This window comes from Salipaludibacillus keqinensis (assembly GCF_003226325.1).
Lineage (GTDB): Bacteria > Bacillota > Bacilli > Bacillales > Salisediminibacteriaceae > Salipaludibacillus > Salipaludibacillus keqinensis.
The window spans coordinates 511,492-533,509 of record NZ_PDOD01000002.1 but is presented as its reverse complement, the minus strand read 5'-3'; the positions used below and the strand labels follow the sequence as shown (position 1 = coordinate 533,509).

The 22,018-nt window shown below is 39.9% G+C and carries 22 protein-coding genes and 2 pseudogenes; 12 read left to right on the top strand and 12 right to left on the bottom strand.

Annotation, left to right across the window (positions count from 1 at the left end):
• Nucleotides 1-31 precede the first annotated feature (31 nt).
• Nucleotides 32-1,105 carry an SDR family NAD(P)-dependent oxidoreductase gene (locus CR194_RS09830; protein WP_110609488.1) on the top strand — a complete coding sequence of 358 codons (1,074 nt, stop codon included), beginning with the start codon at nt 32-34 and terminating at the stop codon, nt 1,103-1,105.
• 221 nt (nt 1,106-1,326) lie between these two features.
• Here CR194_RS09830 and CR194_RS09825 read toward each other — a convergent pair whose 3' ends face one another.
• Entirely contained in the window at nt 1,327-2,169 is an 843-nt protein-coding gene (locus CR194_RS09825) for an alpha/beta hydrolase (protein ID WP_158282227.1), read from the bottom strand.
• Between the two features lie 131 nt (nt 2,170-2,300).
• Here CR194_RS09825 and CR194_RS09820 point away from each other — a divergent pair, with 131 nt between their 5' ends.
• A complete protein-coding gene (locus CR194_RS09820) occupies nt 2,301-2,708 on the top strand; it encodes a hypothetical protein (protein ID WP_146035930.1) in 408 nt (135 codons plus the stop codon).
• A 6-nt stretch (nt 2,709-2,714) separates the two neighbouring features.
• A complete protein-coding gene (locus tag CR194_RS09815) occupies nt 2,715-3,149 on the top strand; it encodes a hypothetical protein (RefSeq protein ID WP_110609485.1) in 435 nt (144 codons plus the stop codon).
• On the opposite strand, the gene CR194_RS09810 is transcribed toward CR194_RS09815, so the two are convergent.
• From CR194_RS09810 to rarD, 8 genes are all read right to left on the bottom strand, one after another.
• Nucleotides 3,139-4,329, bottom strand: a complete 1,191-nt coding sequence (locus tag CR194_RS09810; protein ID WP_110609484.1) for a M14 family metallopeptidase — start codon at nt 4,327-4,329, stop codon at nt 3,139-3,141. The genes CR194_RS09815 and CR194_RS09810 overlap by 11 nt on opposite strands.
• A 131-nt stretch (nt 4,330-4,460) precedes the next feature.
• Nucleotides 4,461-5,183 carry an amino acid ABC transporter ATP-binding protein gene (locus tag CR194_RS09805; RefSeq protein WP_110609483.1) on the bottom strand — a complete coding sequence of 241 codons (723 nt, stop codon included), beginning with the start codon at nt 5,181-5,183 and terminating at the stop codon, nt 4,461-4,463.
• Complete coding sequence (locus CR194_RS09800) at nt 5,183-5,854, bottom strand: amino acid ABC transporter permease (RefSeq protein WP_110609482.1); 672 nt, start codon at nt 5,852-5,854, stop codon at nt 5,183-5,185. The genes CR194_RS09805 and CR194_RS09800 overlap by 1 nt, the downstream gene beginning before the upstream one ends.
• A gap of 97 nt (nt 5,855-5,951) precedes the next feature.
• Nucleotides 5,952-6,719, bottom strand: coding sequence for a transporter substrate-binding domain-containing protein (locus CR194_RS09795; RefSeq protein WP_233254305.1), 768 nt, complete (start codon nt 6,717-6,719; stop codon nt 5,952-5,954).
• Nucleotides 6,720-7,007: 288 nt separating this feature from the next.
• Nucleotides 7,008-7,793, bottom strand: coding sequence for a nitrilase-related carbon-nitrogen hydrolase (locus CR194_RS09790; protein ID WP_110609481.1), 786 nt, complete (start codon nt 7,791-7,793; stop codon nt 7,008-7,010).
• A 121-nt stretch (nt 7,794-7,914) separates the two neighbouring features.
• Complete coding sequence (locus CR194_RS09785) at nt 7,915-8,235, bottom strand: DUF4870 domain-containing protein (protein WP_233254304.1); 321 nt, start codon at nt 8,233-8,235, stop codon at nt 7,915-7,917.
• Between the two features lie 99 nt (nt 8,236-8,334).
• The gene (locus CR194_RS09780; protein ID WP_110609480.1) at nt 8,335-8,655 is read right to left on the bottom strand and encodes a hypothetical protein; all 321 of its coding nucleotides are present in this window, start codon (nt 8,653-8,655) and stop codon (nt 8,335-8,337) included.
• Between the two features lie 75 nt (nt 8,656-8,730).
• Complete coding sequence (rarD, locus tag CR194_RS09775; RefSeq protein ID WP_110609479.1) at nt 8,731-9,645, bottom strand: EamA family transporter RarD; 915 nt, start codon at nt 9,643-9,645, stop codon at nt 8,731-8,733.
• Between the two features lie 216 nt (nt 9,646-9,861).
• Between rarD and CR194_RS09770 the strand changes: the two genes are divergently transcribed.
• The gene (locus CR194_RS09770; protein WP_110609478.1) at nt 9,862-10,233 is read left to right on the top strand and encodes a YisL family protein; all 372 of its coding nucleotides are present in this window, start codon (nt 9,862-9,864) and stop codon (nt 10,231-10,233) included.
• A 188-nt stretch (nt 10,234-10,421) separates the two neighbouring features.
• Here CR194_RS09770 and uvsE read toward each other — a convergent pair whose 3' ends face one another.
• A complete protein-coding gene (gene uvsE / locus CR194_RS09765; protein WP_110609477.1) occupies nt 10,422-11,318 on the bottom strand; it encodes a UV DNA damage repair endonuclease UvsE in 897 nt (298 codons plus the stop codon).
• Between the two features lie 401 nt (nt 11,319-11,719).
• On the opposite strand from uvsE, the gene CR194_RS09760 reads away from it, so the two are divergent.
• From CR194_RS09760 to CR194_RS09735, 6 genes and pseudogenes are all read left to right on the top strand, one after another.
• Nucleotides 11,720-12,037 (top strand): hypothetical protein, encoded by a 318-nt coding sequence (locus CR194_RS09760; protein WP_110609476.1) that lies wholly within the window; start codon nt 11,720-11,722, stop codon nt 12,035-12,037.
• A gap of 88 nt (nt 12,038-12,125) precedes the next feature.
• Nucleotides 12,126-13,100, top strand: coding sequence for an oxygen-dependent tRNA uridine(34) hydroxylase TrhO (trhO, locus tag CR194_RS09755; protein ID WP_110609475.1), 975 nt, complete (start codon nt 12,126-12,128; stop codon nt 13,098-13,100).
• 266 nt (nt 13,101-13,366) lie between these two features.
• Entirely contained in the window at nt 13,367-14,419 is a 1,053-nt protein-coding gene (locus CR194_RS09750) for a hypothetical protein (RefSeq protein WP_110609474.1), read from the top strand.
• A 309-nt stretch (nt 14,420-14,728) separates the two neighbouring features.
• Entirely contained in the window at nt 14,729-16,438 is a 1,710-nt protein-coding gene (locus tag CR194_RS09745; protein ID WP_233254303.1) for a C40 family peptidase, read from the top strand.
• Between the two features lie 316 nt (nt 16,439-16,754).
• Nucleotides 16,755-17,581, top strand: a pseudogene (locus CR194_RS09740) (manganese catalase family protein).
• A 249-nt stretch (nt 17,582-17,830) separates the two neighbouring features.
• On the top strand, nt 17,831-18,607 hold the full coding sequence (locus CR194_RS09735) for a YheC/YheD family protein (RefSeq protein ID WP_110609473.1): 777 nt from the start codon (nt 17,831-17,833) through the stop codon (nt 18,605-18,607).
• Between the two features lie 114 nt (nt 18,608-18,721).
• Here the strand turns inward: CR194_RS09735 and CR194_RS09730 are convergent, their stop codons facing one another.
• Complete coding sequence (locus CR194_RS09730) at nt 18,722-19,777, bottom strand: DUF3900 domain-containing protein (protein ID WP_110609472.1); 1,056 nt, start codon at nt 19,775-19,777, stop codon at nt 18,722-18,724.
• A gap of 223 nt (nt 19,778-20,000) precedes the next feature.
• Entirely contained in the window at nt 20,001-21,104 is a 1,104-nt protein-coding gene (locus CR194_RS09725) for a polysaccharide deacetylase family protein (protein WP_110609471.1), read from the bottom strand.
• 223 nt (nt 21,105-21,327) lie between these two features.
• On the opposite strand from CR194_RS09725, the pseudogene CR194_RS20805 reads away from it, so the two are divergent.
• Nucleotides 21,328-21,690, top strand: a pseudogene (locus CR194_RS20805) (peptide-methionine (S)-S-oxide reductase); the annotation flags it as partial.
• 3 nt (nt 21,691-21,693) lie between these two features.
• A complete protein-coding gene (locus tag CR194_RS20800) occupies nt 21,694-21,903 on the top strand; it encodes a hypothetical protein (RefSeq protein ID WP_332888668.1) in 210 nt (69 codons plus the stop codon).
• Nucleotides 21,904-22,018: the final 115 nt, after the last annotated feature.

Sequence of the window (22,018 nt, the reverse complement as noted above, 5' to 3'; positions counted from 1 at the left end):
AAATAAAGAGTAAGTAAGGAGCTTTTCACCTATGAATGTTTTTGTAACTGGTGGCACAGGATTTTTAGGAATGGATTTAGTGAATAGATTGGTAGAAGAAGGTCACGATGTATATGTTTTAGTGCGAAGCCAGAAGAAGGCAGACCAACTCTTCAATCGCTTATCACAAAAAGAGCAAGAACAAGTGCATATTATCGAAGGAGACTTAGGAAAAGAGAAGTTAGGTCTATCGGTTGTAAATATGAAGGAATTAACAGGCACGATTGATGCGGTTTATCATAGCGCAGCCTATTTGTCCTTTGATCCAAACGATCGGGATGCGTTGTTTGAAATCAATGTACAAGGAACGAAAAACTTGCTAGCGTTAGCAGAACAAATGCAAGTGTCCAAATTTATCCATGTTAGTACAGCGTATACCCTGGGAGATCGCAAAGAAGGATTTGAACAACTGTATCCCCTTGACTCCAACTTTGTAAATGCTTATGAAGAGAGTAAATGTCACGCTGAGCATGCAGTGATGTCTTATCAAGATCGTTTTGATGTACACATTATGCGACCAGCAATTATTATTGGTGACTCTGAAACTGGAGAAGCAGATACGAATTTTGGGATGTACGGCGTAATGAGGGCCGTTGAACTACTGAAGAAAAAGATGGCCAGATCTAGAGATAGTCTGTCAGATAAGAAGATGAAAATATTAGTTGGGCTAGAGGATACGACGCATATTGTCCCAGTGGATTATATTACGAAACTTCTCGTCGCTGGTTTGACACGGGCGAAGAAGAATCATGTGTACAATCTCGTCAATCCATCTCCACCTGACAATCATCTCATCATGGAAGCCATTAAAGAGGGCATGGACTTTCAGGCGATTGAATTGATACCCTATGAGGACTATTCGACGTTATCCTTGGAAGAACTGAAGCTGAATGAGCCGTTGCAAGTGTTTAAACCGTATTTAAATCGTACAATTTATTTCCACGATGACAATACTCGTGATTTATTAGCTAAAGCTAATGAACCTAGCTTGGAGATGGATCGTCCAATGTTACTGCGAATTGTTAGAGGATTTCGTGACCGTCGCAAAACATTGATTAAGCAATAACTGAAATCAAAGCTGTCTTAGAAGAGTGATTGACGCTCCTCTAGGCAGCTTTTTTGTTGTACGTATATTTTCGTTCAGGGGTTCAAGGGAGAGGAGCTGTATCCCGTTTGAATGGTTCTGTAGTCGGTTTGAGAGGAGCTGTGTCCCGCAGGCCGTTTTTAACCCCCAAATAAAAACAGACAGCCCATAAAGACCATCTGCAAATAAAAAATCATACTCCTTTACTGAACTTCGTCTAAAAACCGATGGATGTTGTCCAAGAAATCAGGGCTTCCTTGCAAGTCATTGTGATCATAGCCTTCTAGCCAAACGATTTCTGCTTCCCCACTCCATGATTCCACGGTTACTTCGGAATGCTCGGGTGGGATGACTTCATCTTCTGTAGCAAGAAAAGCTAGAAGAGGAGAGTCGATTTCACCGGCTTTTTCACTGAGTTTAAAAGGGTGACGAATAAGCCACTTTACCGGTAAATAAGGTTGTCGGTGTTCCATAAGACGGGTGCGAGTGTCGTATGGAGAAACAAGGATTGTTCCTGACACGTCTCGTTCTTTTGATAAGTGAGTGGCAGGAGCGGTGCCCATGCTGCGTCCCATGACTACTACTCGACTGGAATCGATGTCTTCTCGAGCAGTCAGTTCATCATACATATAGCGGGCGTCATGAAATAAGTTCCTTTCACTAGGCGTTCCTTCACTTAGGCCATATCCTCGATGGTTCATCAGCAACACCGACCAGTCATCCATTGAACTAAACTGATCGAAAGACCTTGAGAGTTCTTCCGAGTTTCCGCCAAAATAGATAAGGAGCGGTGCCGGATCTGAGGACTCACTTTGGCTTTCCAATAACCATCCATGGAGTGAGACACCTTCCTCAACTTCCATCGTTATTTCTTCGACCCTATCATTTTCACGAACGACCTCGGCTGCCCTCTCTTCTGAAAGATCTGGTTCTTGAAAGAGAATATCCTCTTGATTAAAGTAAAACAATCCCACATTCACACCGTAGAGGATCACTCCGACGATTGCGACACCAAAAATTATTTTTAGTAGTTTATGTATATTCATAAGCATCACCTTCCATCTTTGTTTCCCTATTCATCGTTTGTTAAAGCATCCAATTGTTATTTTTTGTCGTCTTACTTTTATTATTACTAGTGGTCGTTTTGCTAAATATTTTTCTCGGCACAATCACGTGGGTGAGTTTCTACATTGACATTGTTACCTCATTAATCAGTGTCATGATCCCATTGCTCTTATTTAATCTGATTTACGATCACTTTACGAAATCTCATCAAAACTTAGAAATGTCTGATAGCATTGCAAACGCGCTAATGTTAAACAAGTCGATCTTAAGCCGGTTTTCAAGTGGAGCAAGAAAATCGTTCATAAAAAACTCCACAGAGTCTTTACTTGGAAATGAAGAAGGGAGAATGCTTTATACAACGTTGATCGCCCCATACTTAGATAATAAATATAATTTTCGAAGGAATTTCAAGTACAATATTTGTTACTCTGAGTCTCCAAAAGTGTATTCATATAAGGACCACACTGCGCAATTTGATCCTGAGTATTACTATTGGGTGGAGGAAGAATTGTCTTTTTAAAGATCAATGAACATTTTCCAATTAAAGAAACGCAGGGTTACGGCGGGTTTCTCCTATTGGGAAAATGACTTAGAGGAATTGTTCAAAGATGAAGGAGTTTTCTTTAGAGAAAATTTATTTATAGGTGAAGACCAGAAAAAAATATTGCAACAACTTACTAACGATGAACTGAAATCATTTATTTCCAACGTTCTTCAATTCCGCTTCGAATTAGACGACAAAGAGTTATCCTATGAAGTAGAGAACGCAGAAAACGGATTCTATTTGCAATTTTATATCGATCCATCGATTGATGTGAGCGCAAATAAAGAGTGCAAATTCAAGTATCATTTATACTTCAGAGGAAAGAGACATACAATTGAATGCGTAGCAACCAGAGGGACGGTTCTCTTGGCCCAATTTACCGCAACAACCGTCCTTTTGGTTTGTCTCAAGACATAAGACTAACTAGGAAAATCCCGAGGTTTTCTTGATAGATCTCGTCGAATTGTTCGATCGGGAGAGGGTTGACACCGCGACCTAATTCAATCGTGAAACCTGGTCTGCGCCATTCTTGTATAAACCAATCTTTATAACCGGCGAAACTTTGAACGTATTGGATTGGACGATAGCCGCTCACCCGCTCAAATTCACGGACGATGATTTCTGATTCTGGCGGTTCAAGTCCTTGAAATCCCCAGAAGATGACTTTCCCTTGTGTGTGATAGGCAAGGGCTTGAGCGAAATCTCCTGCCCTTGTGAGGTCGGCCATCGCAATGGATTCTGGTTCAGATAAAGGTTCATATCCAGGGAAGTTGCTAGGAGAAGGTTGCTTCGGTTTGATTTCAGCTTCTTCTTCCCACAGGGCAGGGTATTGGTTATTCAAGTCGACTCCTCGAATATTCGCTTTCCATCCAGAGAAATCTAAACTACCATTATTTATCTCAATGACTTCACTTCTAAACGGTTCTTCATCTGGAGGACCATTGATGACTAAGTCCACCCCATCAGGATTCACCATTGGGACAATGGAAAGTAAAACAGCATTATAATAGGGCAACATTGTCAGTCCCCGAATCGGCTGGGAATTCGTTAAGGCTAATAAATACTCATTCAACGTCTGCATTAAGATCGGTGTCGTTATCCATTCATGGGCATGGAAAGAACCATTCATGTGAACGGTCTTAGATCCTTGACCAAGTCGGAGTTCAATTAAGTCCTTACCCATCACAGATTGACCGATGACGTTTGTGGATATAAAAGGGTAAATTTCAGTCAGTTGATTAATGTCCGAAACGAGTGCTGCAGAATCATAATTTCGTCTACCTTGGACGATAGGGGATTGTACCCTGACTGGAACATTGATTTGTTGTCCCACTTGCAAGGCAAAGGGGTTGATAGATGAGTTAAGTAAGACGAGTAGATCTACGTTCAAACCTAGCTGTTGAGAAATTCTCCAGAAAGAATCTCCGGACTGAATCGTATAAAAGCTAATAAAGTAGCCTGGAATTCTTACAATTTGGCCTATTTGCAAAGCCGATGGATTCGTATCTCGGTTGGAGTCGAGAATGAGTTGAAGAGGCAGTTGGAACAATTGACTATAATACCAGAAGCTATCGCCTTGCCGCACGCGTATATTCATGAAAGGTTCTCCTTTACTAAAGAGGTATGCTTCATCTTATGAAGCCTTGTAAGCAAATAGTAGTGTAGAGGTTGATAAAGTGACGAAAACAAAAAACTAGCTTGAGTGTTTATCTCAAGCTAGCATAATTGTTATAATATTTTACTTAAAAACTCTTGCGTACGCGGGTGCTGCGGGTTATCGAAGATGTTTTCCGGTGGACCTTCTTCCATAATGACTCCTTCATCCATAAATAAGACACGATCGCCCATCTCCCTGGCGAAGCCCATCTCATGAGTGACCACCACCATCGTCATACCTTCATTAGCTAGATCTTTCATGGCACCAAGAACGTCGCCGACTAATTCCGGGTCGAGGGCGGAGGTTGGCTCATCAAAAAGCATCACTTTCGGACTCATAGCAAGGGCTCTTGCGATAGCGACTCGCTGCTTTTGACCGCCTGATAAACTTCCTGGATACACGTGAGCTTTGTCAGATAAACCTACTTTTTCCAGTAAATCAAGTGACAGTTTTTCCGCTTCTTCAGGGGAGGTGTCTTTCACTTTCAAGGGACCTAAGGTGACATTTTTTAATACGGTCATGTGAGGGAACAAGTTAAAGTGTTGGAATACCATCCCTACTTGTGACCGTAGTTTGTTAATATTGATTTTAGGATCCATCAGGCTTTCTCCGTCAATGACTACATCCCCGGCAGTGATTTCTTCTAACAAGTTTAAGCAACGTAAAAACGTACTTTTACCAGAACCAGATGGGCCGATGACACAAACGACTTCTTTTTCCTGTACTTCTGCATCGATACCTTTTAACACTTCATTATCTCCGAATGACTTGTGCAAATCTGTAACTTTAATCATTAGACATCTAACCTCCGTTCAATACGCCTTAATAGTACCATGGCCGGGATCGTGATGATCAAGTAAGCGAAACAGAGCATGATATAGGGGATAAATGGATCCCCTGTAGTACTCACATACTGTCTCATTAAATAGGTCACTTCCCCTAATGAAATGACGGCAAAAATAGACGTATCTTTTAAACTAATAATAAATTGATTTCCAAGAGGAGGAATCATCCGTTTAAATGCTTGTGGCCAAACGATGTACCTCATCGTTTGAGTTGAACTTAACCCGATGGAACGTCCAGCTTCCATTTGGCCTTTATCAATCGATTCAACCCCACCGCGCACGATTTCAGCAATATAGGCTCCTGCATTGATGGCAATAGCAATAATTCCTGCTGTTAATGCATCGAAGTTAATTCCGAAAAAATCAGAAACTGCAAAATATAAGAATAATGCCTGAACGAGAATCGGTGTTCCGCGAACTAATTCAATATAGACCGTGGCAATGGCATATATGATTTTGCTCTTTGAAAGTCGGGCTAGTCCAAAAATACTTCCTAAAATAAACCCGAAAAATACACCGACAAAGGTGACGATTAACGTTAATTGAAGGCCTCTAATAATGAAGGGGAGGGTATCCCGGTAGTGCGGACTAGTAAATATTTCTGTTAAATTTTCCAACATTGGAAGTGCCGCCTCCTTCTAAATAAGTTAGTATGTAGGCGTTGGAACACAACAAGGGCGCTTGTTGTGTTCCAACTTTTTATAGTAATGAGATTGATTATTCGTCGTCTGGTCTTTCACCAAACCACTCTTCGTAAATATCTCCATATGTTCCATCTTCTCTCATTTCAGCAAGGGCTTCATTTACTTGTTCAGTCAGCTCGGATCCTTCAGGGAAGGCAATACCATATTGCTCACCAGTTAAACGTTCACCGACTGTTTTCATTTCTCCAATAGCTTCTGTATCCATGTAATAAAGAACATTCGGAATGTCATAGATAACACCGTCTACACGTCCTGCAATCAAATCTTGGTACGCATTGACAATGTCTGGGAACGTTCGTACTTCTGCATCGGTATTCTCAACTAAATATGTTTCACTAGTTGTAGCAGCTCTTGTAGCGATAGGACGCTCGCCTACATCGTCAATCGATTCAATTTCTTCTTCATCAGCTCGAACAGCTAAGATGAGACCTGCATCGTAGTATGGATCAGAGAAATCGAAGTTTTCTGCGCGCTCTTCTGTGATCGTCATACCTGCGATCCCGATATCATAGCGGCCTGTTCCCATTCCGGAAACAATGCCATCGAATTCCACAACTTCTAAATCAATGGTAAACCCAACTCGGTCGGCAATCTCATTAATTAAGTCAATGTCGAAGCCTTCCATCTCTCCCGTATCCGTATTCAAGTATTCAAATGGTACATAGTTTGAATCCGTTGCTACGGTGTACTCAGGCATCTCCCCATCTGCATTGGAGTCTCCACATGCTACGGCGACTACAGCTAAAAATACAAGTGCAAAAATAAATAACAGTTTCTTCACTTTTCTTCCCCCTTATGTTTTTTAAATATATTTTAAATAGCCCTAATATTGGAACTATTTAAAAGAAAAAAAGGTCATCATCGTTCCTAGGTTAAAAGAACTGTATGATAAAAATGATTTTAGCATAGTTATACACGTATTTCTACAAATAAATTTTCAGATAATAAATAAGACTGGTTGAATCCTTGTAATAAAAGGTTTTTTTAATTGGTTTTTAAAATAGAATATTTAGATAACTTATGATCATTGCATAACTAATTTTGTTGGTTATTGTCGATTTCACGTAAATCAACAATCTCGTCTCCAATCAGCCGGAAGATCTTTCAAGTAAGGGATCTTTTTCCGAGTGGTTTTGAGAGATGGAAGATCCACATCTCCATAAATGATTTCTTCTGAATTTCCATTACATTCAATCATCACTTCTCCTTCGGCACTAACGAGTTTGCTTTTCCCGCAAGTATGCTCCCCTGCAGCATTTACACCGAATACAAATAGAGAATTATCAAGGGCTCTAGCCGGAAGTTGAATGTCCCACCTTGATACAGCTGGCACACTCCAAACTGATGGGACGAACAGAAGTTCTGCTCCTTTGACAGCAAGGGATCTAGCAGGTTCGGGGAATTCGATATCATAACAAATTAATACCCCTATTTTACAAAGGGACGTTTCATATACCTGATAGGTTTTGTCTCCAGGGGTAAACATTTGTTTTTCATCTCCCCACAGCATGGATTTTCGATGAATGCCACATAAGGCCCCATCGGTATCAATGATTGCAGCTGATATATAGTTGTTTGTATTTTTTGAGTCTAATTCCAAAAAAGGAACGATGAGAACGACAGAAAGTTGACTGGCTAAATCACGAAAGACCTGAACGGTTTCTCCATCAGTATGTTCTGCTAGCTCCGGTATACTCTCTTTATTCACATGATATCCTGTCATCGATAATTCAGGTAAACAGATGATTTTTGCACCGTTTTTAGCAGCTTGTTTTATTAAATTTATTGCTTTCTTACGGTTTTTTTGCTTCTCGTGTAGAGTTGAGTTCATTTGGATGCCCGCTACTTTCAACATGATTGACCACCTCGGAGAAAATTGTGTTTACTTCTTTAAAGTATGCAACAAGGAGAACTTGAATGGTAATTTAATTTACTCAACGAAAAACAGCTCTCCCGGGATGGAAGAGCTGTCGTGATTATAGAAGTCTAAAAATCAATGGGAATCGATAATATTCTCCGCCAAACGCTTTTATTGCAGCAATCACTGTAAAGACAAACGCAGCAATACCTAGAATCGATGCTAAGGCAATCCCAACTAGAACAATGATGAGGATGGCGCTGATGATTCCGTAAACGGTGTAAGAAATAAAGAAATTTAAGTATTCTCGCCCGTGATGGTCAATGAACGTTGAATCGTTCTTTTTCATCAGCCAAATAATTAATGGACCGAGAAAAGCGGTGAAAAAACTAATGAGATAAATGAGCATAGCTAATGTTTTATCTTCTTGTGAAACCAATGTAACATCCCTCCAAATGAATAAGACAATATATGTGCAGTATATGTTCCATATTCCCGAGGAGGAACTAGGCTAATCGTGTATTTTCACCAAGAAATGTCAGCTTTTTCGCGAAATTTCTTTTAACCCTGCTGGAACGAGAAATACGAGCGGTACAAAGCCGAATGTGCTAATAAATAGAGGGAGAGACAGTCCTGTAATAATCATAATCCACCCTGATAACTTTGGACGTAGTTTCACAAAAGAGGCCCCAACGATTGCAATCGTGCTAATTGTCATCGCCGCCATACTGGTGCCAATCACGAAGGATTCGCCAAAGACAAACTCATCCGTAATGCCATAATAAACGGCATACAATGTATAAAAGAAACCTACTGTTCCGCCAATCAGTCCTAAGATAAAAGTCATCGTCTGGTTCATAAGTAAACTCCTCTATCATATTTACCTATATCGTTCACATCAACGGAGAAGACTATTCCAAGGATTTACTAGTAATCATTTCGGCGCCATTTTGATCATGAAAGACGTTTTAGCGAAGGAATAAATGATCAAACCAATCCAAATAAACGTAAACGACACAGCATGAATCGGTGTAAAAGCTTCCCCGTAAAAAATGACACCGAGAATGAGCATGATCGTCGGTGCGATATATTGCAAAAAGCCAATAAAGGACAGGGGAATCTTTTGAGCACCAATTCCGAATAGCAGTAATGGAATGGCTGTGGCTATACCTGTTCCAATAAGAAGGAAGGCGGTCCCTGACTCATCACTGTAAAACAAAGATGAAAAGTCTCCATGAATCCAAATGAGAAACCCTAAAGCCACAGGCGTTAACAGCAAAGTTTCGATGGTGAGGCCCGTCATGGCACCTATCTTTGTTTGCTTTTTAATTAACCCGTACATCCCGAAACTGAAGGCTAATAGAAGAGCGATATAGGGAACTTGCCCAAAGGAAAAGGTCAGGACACTAACGCCTATGAAGGCCAAACCAACGGATATTTTTTGCCAAAAAGTTAAGGATTCTTTGAAAAATAGTACGCCTAATAACACGTTAAATAAAGGATTAATATAATAGCCAAGGCTTACTTCGACAATACGTTCATTTGCTACCGCCCAAATAAATAACACCCAGTTCACGCTAATAAAAAAGGCAGATAGTGAAATCCCTGCAATGATTTTCGGATGGGTGATCAAATAGCGAATATCGTAACTTAACTGACTGGCTTTTCTAAGAGCGAAGAACATGATGATCATAAATAGAAGAGACCAGACAATGCGGTGAGCTAATACTTCCATTGATGGAATATGATCGACCAGTTTCCAATAGATAGGAAGAAACCCCCAGAGTAAATAAGCGCCTGTACCAGCAGCAATGCCAATGCTTACGTCTTTAGATTCCACTTGGTTCATTTCATTGCCTCTTTTCTGACCGAAGCTAAGGTGCTCCAGATTAAATAATGAAACCTTTCTTGATCGTAACGTTTTTAGTTTAGAGGCGCAACGAAATAAATTTTAGGCTTGAAAAGAGGGTTTTTCTTTATTTCTGTTTTGGAAAGGTTTAAGATAAATGAGGAGCTTGTATAAGTTTAAACATTAAAGGTTTATGAAAAAAAAGGAGGAAATGACTTGTTCACTTCAACACATCCCCATATTTTAACATGGGTCGTCGCTCTGATTTTATTTGTTGTGGCCCTAGCGTTATTTAAAAATGGCATGGCAAAACAAATGAAAATCGTACATATGACGCTGAGACTTTTTTACATCCTGATCATTATCACAGGAGGCATTTTATTTTTCCATTTCGCCGGGAACGACCATATGATGTATGGCATCAAGTTTGTCTCCGGTATAGCGGTCATCGGTTTTGCCGAAATGGTATTGGTAAAACTGAAAAAAGGCAAGCCTGCCAAGGGCATGGCTATCGGATTAGTGATCTCTTTACTGGTTACTTTGTACTTAGGTTTCAGTATGCCAGTCGGTTTTGACTTTTTAGGTTAATCAGATTAAGAAAGACCATCTCTCGAACATGAATCGTTCGTGGAGAGATGGTCTTTTTTTGTGCCGCAAATCGTGTGCGGAGCGCAACAAAAAGTTGAGAGAGTGCCACAAATCGTGTGCGGAATGCAACAAATAGTTGAGGGAGTGCCACAAATCGGGTGGGTCATCCTAGGTAAGTGCTACACATCTTAACAGCAAGAACCGTCCCCCTGGTTAAACACTTCCTGCTGTATTTTCAACACTGCTTGTTCCTTCTTTTTTGCCTCCAGCATAATATCAGCATCTTGGCCGTTTAGGACGTTGAGAAGGTTTTGGAAATCGTCTTTGAACACAACGTCATGGTGTCTTCGGTCTGTCTTATGCTCGTTTCCGGAACTTATATGAACTTTAGGTATCCATCCTTTTGGCCACGAACGGAATACGCGATCCAGCATTGGCTCAAGAGGGGTGTCATCGTGATTGCATCGGTGGTGATGAATATCGAAACAGATCGGGATGGCACACAGGTCATAGATATCGAGAACATCTTTAAGTGTATAAGTGACGTCATCGTTTTCTAGTCGTAGCTTGTTTTTTATACTTGAAGAGAGTGTAGTATAGTTTTCTGCAAAGCGTTGTTTCGCTTTTTCTATGTCTCCGTAAGCCCCGCCGCCATGAATAATGATATCTGTGCCACCTACTAAGTTCAATAAACGGTCATGGTACTCAAGGTCATCAATGCCGCGTTCATATACTTTTTCTTTTGGTGTGCTGAGCACGGTATATTGACCAGGGTGCATAGACAAGCGCATGTCATGAGAATCTCGCAATTGGTTAATTTCATCCGTTAAGTTCAGCACGTCATCATCTTTCCACCATTCCCACGTCATTTCTTCATGACTTCCTAAAGGAACAATGTCAGAGCTAATGCGAAAAAAGAAAATGTCATGTTCTATATTCCATTTCAAAGCAAAGAGGACATTTTGCAAATTGTTGATCGTTAAAGGTTTAATCACGTCGGTGCCATTTTTTTGATAAGTGGCCAATCGACACGTCTTAAAGCGGGTCGGCAGTTCTGTATTGATACAAGCATAACCTAACTTCATCAGCGTGTTCTCCTTCATCTTCGAAAGTATATCTATCTATAACTGAGCATTACCCTAACTGCTCGAAATTCATGCGATGAGTATTGTAAGTTTTATCCTTTGTGAATTCGTGTCTATTTTTGGTATACTATTCTACGGACTTTTTTAAAAGGCTCTCTTGAAGAGAGGGAATAGATTTGGTAAAAATATAAAGAGTGGAAGAGCTTTGATTGCTTTTAATGTGAAGGGAAGAGGAAATTCCTACTTCACTTGTTCTTCATTATTCTTATCAGCTTAGCCTCTCCTTCTTCTATATAAAAGGTCTGAGGGAAGATCTCAAAATATATAAAATTTCTTATCTTTGGGATTAATGAAACCTCCGTAAACTTGCTTTTCATGGAGAAGATCTCAGTTTAACGACGTTGGGGTTAAGAATTTCATCTGAACGTCGTCAAGTTGGGAGTTTAGCGACGTTGGGGTTAAGAATCTCATCTGAACGTCGTCAAGTTGGGAGTTTAGCGACGTTGGGGTTAAGAATCTCATCTGAACGTCGCCAACTTGGGAGTTTAACGACGTTGGGGTTAAGAATCTCATCTGAACGTCGTCAAGTTGGGAGTTTAGCGACGTTGGGGTTAAGAATCTCATCTGAACGTCGTCAACTTGAGAGTTTAACGACGTTGGGGTTAAGAATCTCATCTGAACGTCGCCAACTTGGGAGTTTAACGACGTTGGCGGTTTGATTAGGGTCTGATCAAGTTATCCAACTTACTTTCTGGGTAGCTTTATAAAGGAAATATATATTAAAGTTAGTTAAAGGTGGTAAATGTTATGAACGATTCAACCTATCGCGTGTTGCTTTATTACAAGTATGTCCAAATAGAAAATCCTGCAGAGTTAACGGACGCTCATCTCCAGTTTTGCAAAGAGCTGGGCTTAAAAGGGCGGATTCTTATTGCTGAAGAAGGGATTAATGGGACGGTGTCTGGGACTTTTGAGCAGACGGAAACTTATATGAATGTGATGCGTCAAGATCCTCGGTTTGAAGATATGGTATTTAAGATAGAAGAAACAGAGGGGCACGCGTTCAAGAAAATGCACGTTCGGCACCGTAGTGAACTAGTCACGTTAAGGTTAGAAGACGACATTAATCCGAATGAACAGACCGGAAACTACCTAAGCCCGAAAGAGTTTTATGAAAAAATGCAAGATCCCGATACGGTGGTCATCGATGCTCGGAATGACTATGAGTATGATGTAGGTCATTTCAAAGGGGCTATTCGCCCGGATATTGAGAGCTTCCGTGAATTGCCGGATTGGATTCAAGAAAATAAAGAGAAGTTTGCCGATAAGAAAGTGTTGACCTACTGCACGGGCGGCGTTCGTTGCGAGAAGTTCTCCGGTTGGTTGTTAAATGAAGGATTTGAAGATGTTTCTCAGCTCCATGGAGGAATCATCACGTATGGTCAAGACCCTGAAGTGAAAGGGAAACTATGGGATGGTCAGTGCTACGTGTTTGATGAACGAATTACAGTTCCTGTTAATCAAGTGGAGCATAACGTAGTTGGCCGAGACCACTTTACGAATGAGCCTTGCGAACGGTATGTTAATTGTGCAAACCCAGAATGTAATAAACAGATTTTAGCATCTGAAGAAAATGAAGCTTTTTATTTACGGGCTTGTTCGCATGAGTGCAGAGTCCATCCAAGAAATCGCTATATTGCTGAACATGGATTAACAGAGGAACAAGTGGAAAATCAGCTACGGTTGATTGAAGAGACGAAGGACACAGTCGAAGGTAAATAGATGATGCTTATCTCAAAAAGAAATAGTCAGCATCAGGACGGCTATTTGCATATGATAGTAAGTAAGCAGCGGAGACTTTCTTCAAGTCTCTGCTGTTTTTTTAGTGTTTCGGAAAATCTAGGTCAAGTAGCCCGCACGTAGATCGTTCTGTAGTCGGTTTGAGGAGAGCTGTTTGAGAGTTCCTTAAGTTTATTCACCTGTTGACCACTCCTGCATAGCCTAGAAACATAAGAATAGGCTACCTATTGAAAAAGGAGAGTGTGCGTATGTCGGGGAAAGCCCTTCATTATTTTGCAGGAGATCATACCGCTAAAGGATTTTATCAACTTTATGAATCAAATTTCAGTCAGCTTAACCACGCTGTCTCATTGAAAAGCAAATTGAAATCAACGAAGTCCATCATCATGCAACAAATAGCGGACGACTGGTTATCGAAAGGTGACGATGTAGAATTCATTCATAGTTCTTCGTTCTTGGATGGATTGGATGGAGTGATTAACTCGAACCTGCAAAGGGGTGTGTACGATGGGGACCTAGTCCATGCTGGATTCGAAGGGGAAGTCAAAACCTATCATATTGATCACGAATGTTTTCAACAGGACTTGGAGATCAACCCCAATCAAGAAAAAATGTATGAGTACTTTCAAAAAGCTCAAGATTCCTTTGAAAAAGGATTAGATATTCACGACGGATTAGAAGAAATTTATATTAACCAAATGAACTTTGATCAAGCGAACCAGGTAACCAATCGCCTGATCACAGAGATCTTTCAGCATACTAAATACCAGCAACGACAGCAATCTACCAAGCACCGTTTCTTCGGTGCCTCCACAGCAAAAGGGGTCATTGATTTTATTCCTAATCTAACAGATGGGTTAAACAAAAGGTATCTCATTAAAGGGCGGGCAGGAACGGGGAAATCAACATTATTGAAAAAAGTCGCTCGAGAAGCTGAGAATAAAGGATATGATGTCGAAGTCTACCATTGCGGATTTGATCCAGAAAGTATTGATATGGTTGTAATAAGACAATTAAGTACCTGCTTATTTGACAGTACAGATCCTCATGAATACTTCCCTGAGCAAGATGGTGACGTTATCGTCGACCTTTATAGGGAAACCGTAGCACCAGGGACGGACGAAAAGTTCGCTAAAGCGATTGAAATACTAACGAACCATTATAAAGGGTACATGAAAATAGGTGCAGGCTATTTATTTGAAGCAAACAAAATTCATCTAGATTGGGAAGAAAGATATACGACTTGCCTAGATGACAAAAAGATTGCTGAATTTATTGACAAATTTCATCACAGCTCATAAATAGGGTGATAATGATTTCAGGAAATGAATGTGATTGCTGATATATCAAGGGAAAACAGGCATTTATATAGCCTGTTTTATTTTTTGCAGAAAATTTAAAAAATAGTCATATTATGTCCAAAATTACACTTTGCAATCAGATTGTAACATTCCTATTACATTCCTGTGATTTTTGAATGGTACTATTCTACCTAGTGAGTCATATTTCACCATTCTTTGGAAAAGATTACGAGAGAAAAAAAGATTTGACAGATAGATACATAGATTTTACGGGACAATATAACTTAGAGGTGTAAGGTGGGGGAAGTATTGAAAAAAATCATGGGATTTATTGCAGCGGTGGGAATGAGTAGTCTGTTTGTTTTACCTTCTGGTTATGCGGAAGCAACAGAGGCATTGGAAGAAGAAAAGAGTGAGATTCAGTCTGAAAGGTCAGAAATTCAATCTAACCTATCAGAAGCAGAGCAAGAATTAATGGAAGTATTAACAGAGATTGATAACCTCAACGAGCAAATTGACCGGGTGTATGAAGCAATCGCTGATAACGAAGCTAAAATGAACGACACACAAGAAGAGATTGCTGGGACAGAAGAAGAGATTGAAGAAATGGAAGAGGAAATCGTAGAGTTAGAGGAAGATATTGAACAGAGATTTAACCTCTTAAAAGATCGGGCTAACGCTTATCAGAAGAATGGTGGGAATGCACGATATTTAGAAGTTATTTTAGGCTCTGAAGACTTCAGTGACTTTGTTAGTCGGGTGTTTACGATTTCAAGAATTGCGCAAGCGGACACTGACTTCATTGAAATCCTGGAACAAAATCAACTGACATTGGAAGCGAAGCAAGCTTCTGTTTTGGAAAAATTGGACGAGCTTACTGACCTACATACGGAAATGGAAGGTATGCATAAACATATGGAGGATCAACAAGTGCAAAATGATTCTCTAAAACAAGACCTAGAATCAAAAGAATCACAAACAGAAGAAATGATGGCTCAACTTTTAGAAGAAGATGAGAACCTTGAGTCAGCAGAAGCAGATATTCAAGAAAGAATTGAAGCTGAAAAGCAACGCCAAGAAGAAGCACGTATCGCAGAAGAAGAAAGAATCGCTGAAGAAGCTCGTCAAGAAGAAGAGCGTCAAGCGGAGGCAGAGCGTCAAGCTGAAGAAGACCGCTTAGCTGCTGAGCAGCAAGAACAAGAAGAGCAAGCAGATCAAGAGGAAAGCAACAACGAGTCATCACGTTCAGCTAACTCAAATGGCAACTCGGCTGAAAACTCAAGCAACTCATCAAACAATAGTGAGTTGAGCAGTAATTCATCAGCTACTAGCTCATCCAATAATAACTCATCAATCAATACCAGCTCTTCAAACAGCTCTAACAATAGCAGCACAGCAGAAAATTCAAGTCATTCATTAGATAATAGTTCGTCAACTAGTAACAATAGCTCTAACAATTCAAGTAACTCGTCAAACGAATCTAGCGACAATAGTTCTAACAATTCAAGCAACACGTCAAATCAATCTAGCAATAACAGTTCTAACAATTCAAGTAGCTCCAATGAGTCAAGTAGTAACGTGTCAAACACTAGCAGCAACAACAGCTCGTCTAATGCTACGGCATCAAGTGGTGGAGGGTCGACCGCAGTAACGCAAGTTGGTCGCAAGTATATTGGGAACTCTACTTATGTATTTGGTGGAGGACGTTCAGCTTATGATGTAGCTAATGGTCGGTTTGACTGCTCCGGTTTCGTAGCTTGGTCTTTCTCTCAAGTTGGAATTAGCTTACCTTACAATACAGATGGTCTCGTTAGCTCAGGGCAACGTGTATCAACAAGTGAAATGCGTCCAGGAGACATTGTCTTCTTTGACACTTACAAGACAAATGGTCATGCGGGGATTTACATGGGGAACGGTCAGTTCATCGGTTCTCAAAGCTCTACCGGTGTAGCAGTTGCCAGTATGAACAGCGGCTATTGGGCAGATAATTTCAGAGGCGTAGTCGTTAGAGTGCAATAAAAAAATGGGTCATAACTAGCCCAAATAGTATAAAAGATTCGGATTATCGTTTGTGATAATCCGAATCTTTTTTTTGTTAGTCTCCTTAGAAGTAATTCCTTGCTTGCTTGTCAAAAAAACTCGAGACGGCTGAGGTATACGAAAACATGGAAATAATTCCGTTTGATAAACAAACACTATCTTCATTGATTCTTTAACTCAAATTTTTTTCCTATATCTTCATAGAATATGATTAATATCATTATGGCAAAATAAAATAGAATTTATTTGGAAGGTGGATGTGAATAAGTATTTTTATAAAGAAGACTTAATTAATATGATTGTGCCTGATAAACCAGATCCTCATGCTGCAAAAGTTCTCCAAGAAGCCCTAGGGGGTCAATTTGGTGAAATGAGAACTCTGATGCAATTCTCATTCCAAAGTGCCAATTTCAGGGGGAAAGCGAAACAATATCGTGACTTGATTAGAGGGGTATTTCTTGAAGAACTTAGTCACGTGGAACTTGTTCAAACGACAATTAATCAACTTTTAAACGAATCCGGCGGAGATATGCCCGGAAACCAGGCTTCTGACGGTGCACCATTAGATGATGTCATACAAGCTGGCGCAAACCCTCATCATTATATTATGGGTGCTAAATCTTCCTTACCGGTTGATGCAGGCGCAATCCATGGAACGGTTCCTGGGTATATGACCACGGAAACCTTGTAGCCAATCTACTTAATAATGTTGTACTGGAATCCACTGGTGTTTTACAGAAGTCAAGAATTTATGAGATGAGTAACAATAAAACGCTAAGGGAAACAATTGCTTTCTTGATTGTAAGGGATAATGCCCATCAAAATGCCTTTGCCAAAGCATTGGAAACATTGGGTGTTGATTGGGGGAAACTTTTCCCGATTCCAAATTACGATTTGAATAAGTACCCAGAATGCCGTAAATATGTCGAGATGGGATTCCATAATGCTCAATTCAATTTCCGCTTAGATGATACTCGAATCGGTGATATCTTTCAGGGCACAACGCCAAGCAGAAATGGAGAAGGATTATCAGTCATTGATCCTCCACAAGGCTATCCGGTTCCTGAAATGCCTGAGATGCCAAATGAGCATGCCCCAGGTCTCGTTGATCTCCATAATTAAATGCTTAATAACGTTTGATTTTCTTACTGCGCCCTTCTTTTTAAGGGCGTTTTTCATTTTTCAAAATTCCCCTTCATGTATCTTTTCATTAAATTTATATAAGTGGTTACCTTCATTATTCCAAATCTACTATATTTACATATATTGTTATAACGAAAGTGTGTAAGTTTGATACTTTACCTTAAGGATTATAAAGGAAGGCAAGGTTAACTGAGGAATAGGAACTTTTATAAAGAAGGAGGAAGAATTTTGAGATACACTGGAGGAAGTAAATGGAAAAAACATAAGCTTATGATGAAAAATAGAAATTTACAACCTCATTTACCGGAAACGGCTAAATTCACCCCAGAAATACTGTGGAACTATTTACGAAAATACAATAAAGTCGTCTTTAAGCCAGTAATAGGAAGAAGAGGAAGGAATATTTTAAAGGTCTCTCGTTTAGGTGAATCCCAATATGAAATTCATTTAAAAAATAAAAAGAATATTTACACCAGTGAGAAAGAAACACTTTCTTATATTGAGAAGTTTATTAGAAAACGAAAACATAGTCTTCAACGAACGTATATTGTTCAAAGGTACATTGACCTTGCCACCTATGAAAATAAACCCTTTGACATTCGAGTGGTTGTGCAAAGGCGAAAGGGATCGAGTGAGTGGCACGTAACAGGGATGGTATCAAAAGTAGCTGGAAAAGGTTTTATGGTAACTAACAATGGATTAAGTGGGGGGATTGTTCTTCCAGTAACTTCTGCTTTAGGAAAAGCAAATGATGATATAGCAAGAAATAGAAAAGAGATAATGAAGGAAATAGAACGTGTCGTATTGATTGCAACAAAAAGACTTGCTTCCTATTGGAAAAAACAGACAATCATGGGCTTGGATGTTGGGGTAGATAGAGAGGGTCACGTTTGGATCATCGAGGGGAATTTATGTCCCGGTATAAAAAATTTCTATAAATTAGACGATAAAACAATGTATAGAAGAATTAAGAATATTCGTAGAGAAAATAATAAGATCATTTAATTGATGGGCGAGCTTGGGGTGCTGTAAGATTTTGATTTTGAAGAAAAACACCCCAAACTTCCAACTTTCAATTTAAGTTGATGAGCCAATCGTTTCATTTTTTTCGCTGGCATGCTACTTTCCAATTCGCTTCAACACATTCTCCAACGTATCCGGCTGTAAAAATTCCACAGGTGAGACGCTCTTATCAAACGAAAACGACTCGCCTTCAATTAAAATTACATACTTGCCGTTCACTTTGGCAATATGAAGGTTTTCGCTGAAATCGGACAAGAGTGCTTTCACATCTATATGATCGAGCTTCAGCTTCATCTCGATTTCAGGTTGATGCTCAATGATTGGGGCTGATGCTTCTACCACTTGCTCCTCTGTCCACTTTTCCTGCATCTGACGCTCTGGCGTGTTGGACCAAGCTTCGATGGACTCCTCTTCTTGTATCCGCTCTTCACTATCCTCTTCATACGTCTCTGAAATAAATTGCGTCGCCGATTCAATCACTTGATCTTTAACGATGTCCGTCATCGTTTTGTGATACTCTACGTACTTTAAGAAATCCTCGAAGTACCTAGCGTGAGAAGATTGATGGATTTTCAGCTCCCATTCTTCAAGCATGCCTTCTTCCGGCATGAAGGGGTATTGAATCGACTTCATGTTTTTCGTCGTAATCGCCCTTTCAACATGTTGAATCAGCGAAGTTTCATCTGTGATAGTAGCTACTTTTTGTTCGAAATCGCATTTCAAAATGAAGATAAACGGGTCATCCAAATATTTGTTTAATTTAGCACGAACAACGAGCATGGCACCGCCTCGAATGGAACTGGTGTTCATGTAATTTCGAACGAGCTTCTCGCTTTCTTCTTTGAACTCATCCAAGTTTTCCGCATAGCGGAGTCGTTGAAATAAATTATAGTTTGGATTTGTATCTAATTCATGGCCCGGTTCCACGACGAAGTGACCTATCTTAGTAGGGACTTGATCACTCTTTGCGTTTCTTTCCACTTTCCTTTTTGTAATTTTCATTAATTCCCCATCTAAAAATGTTCTTAAAGGGCTATAGAAATATTGTTCCTCATTCATTGTTTGATAATGTTTAAACGATTTGTTTGCATTTTCTCCCTGACCTTCTACTTGTAAAACGAAAAAAGACAGCGACTGTATTTGAAAGTCCATATGATCCCCCTGATTGCTTTCCTTCATTAAATATACCGCTCGTATTATACCACACTCTCGAAAAAAGGTTGGTTAAAATTAAAGGAGGATATGAGTTTGAGATTGGGGACAAACGGAAGGAGCGAAGGGGAGGTTAGTCTCGAAAACACCACTATCCCTATCAAATCACGGTACAAAAAGAGCCAGCATAAGCTGACTCGTATCATAAAAAATTTATCTACCACTAGTCTAAAAGTGTTTGAACCGTAACGAACGTGTAGCCTTCAGCTTTTAACTGATCAATGATTCTTGGGAGTGCTTCAACGGTCCCATCAAGCATGCCTGGATTCACATCGATGTTATGTTGCAAGATGATACCACCAGGCGATATGTCTTGAATGACTCTTGAATAGATTTCGTCCCCAGATAAACCTGTCCAATCAAGGGTATCTACCGACCACAATATGACGCGAAACCCTCGCTTTTCTAAGAAATCTTCATCTGCTCTCGTCATTAAACCATAAGGGGGTCTAAACAAATCAGGCTGTCGCCTTACAACGTTTGCGATGGAACGTTGGGTATTCAATATTTCATTTTGGACGTCACTGGACTGAATTTTCGTAAAGTTAGGGTGAGTAAATGAATGGTTTGCTAGACCGTGGCCGTCGCGAACGATTCTTCTTACTAATTTAGGGAACTTATCGACTTGCTGGCCCACTACGAAAAACGTGCCAGGAACCCCTTTTTCCTCTAGAATGTCTAATATCTGTGTTGTGTAGGTGGCGTCAGGACCATCATCAAAGGTGAGTGCGATTTGTTTCCCGCTTGTTGGACCGGAACCAATTCTTTTAGCGGTTCGTTGGACAGGATTTTGAATGGACGTTGTCTTGGATTGGTCATCATAATGTATCTTTAATCCCAGCTTTTTTGCCACATCGACTAACGGGACGAACGTTTGATTGTCCACGTGAATGGAAGCAACAGGCCATTGATCTCGCTTCCATTGGTTCGTCGTTTCATCTTGATAATCTACATAGTTGCTTCCTGTAGGATTAGAAAACTTTACACTTCCTAATTCAAACACGATCGAATCATACGTCTGATTCCAATTAACTCGCGAACCTGTGTATTTAAAAAACAGGGCAGGGACCATCATTTGTCCGTCCTTCATAACGTATTGTGTTTGAATAGGCTGGTTATCTACAAAAATGGAAGATTCTAATAAACTGGACTCTTTTGCTGAAGCTGCGGAAGCGAAAACGGTCAAACAGATTAGCATCAATAGACAGCTGATTAGTTTCCGATTGAATAAGCTCAGATAAATGTTGCTCTTCCTAGTTAGTTTCATCATTAGCTCCTTTAAAATCATGATATATGCATCTCTGTGTTAATTTATCCAATAATTTCAATTTTACTAATGAGTTTCAGATCGGTTGTGAGTTTGACCTAGATTAGATAAAATAAGCGGATAACAAGATGCATTTAGGGAGGGACTCGGCATGAGTGAAAATGAAGTCAATCAAAAACTATTGAACAAAGCTACATTTGGGATGGGCTGATTTTGGGGTCCAGATGCCCAGTTTGGTCATCTTAAAGGTGTCGTGAAAACGAACGTAGGCTATACAGGTGGAACGTCGGCTCAACCTACTTATCGTCAAATGGGAGATCATACAGAATCACTACAAATTCATTACGACCCTGGAACGATCTCTTATAGAGAACTTCTTGACGTTTTTTGGGGGAATCATTCAGCGAAACAGCATGGCTATAAGAACAGACAATATATGTCCTTACTCATGACTCATAGCCCTGAGCAGGAGGAAGAAGCTATGTCAGTGAAAAAGGAATGGGAGGAGAGAACAAATAAGGTTATTGAAACAGAATTTGTGTCTGATGCACCCTTTTATGCTGCAGAGGACTATCACCAAAAGTTTTACTTGAACCGATGGAAACAAGCTACCGCTAAATTGTCAGAGCTTTACCCAACAGAAGAAGACCTGACTGATTCTACACTGGCTGCCAGGTTGAATGGTTTCGTGAAGGGACACGGTACTCTCAAAGACTTAAAAGAAGAGATCTTCGGCTGGAAAAAGTCTGAAAAAGATAAACAAAAAATAATTGCAACGATTGATTCCATCAAATGGTGATCCAGCGTTTGAAAAATCACTCATACACTGAAAAAAGACTAACAAGGTAAAAAACTTGATAGTCTTTTTTAGTAAAGTGCTTCATTCTTAACTTTTTTCATATTCTTATCAATGG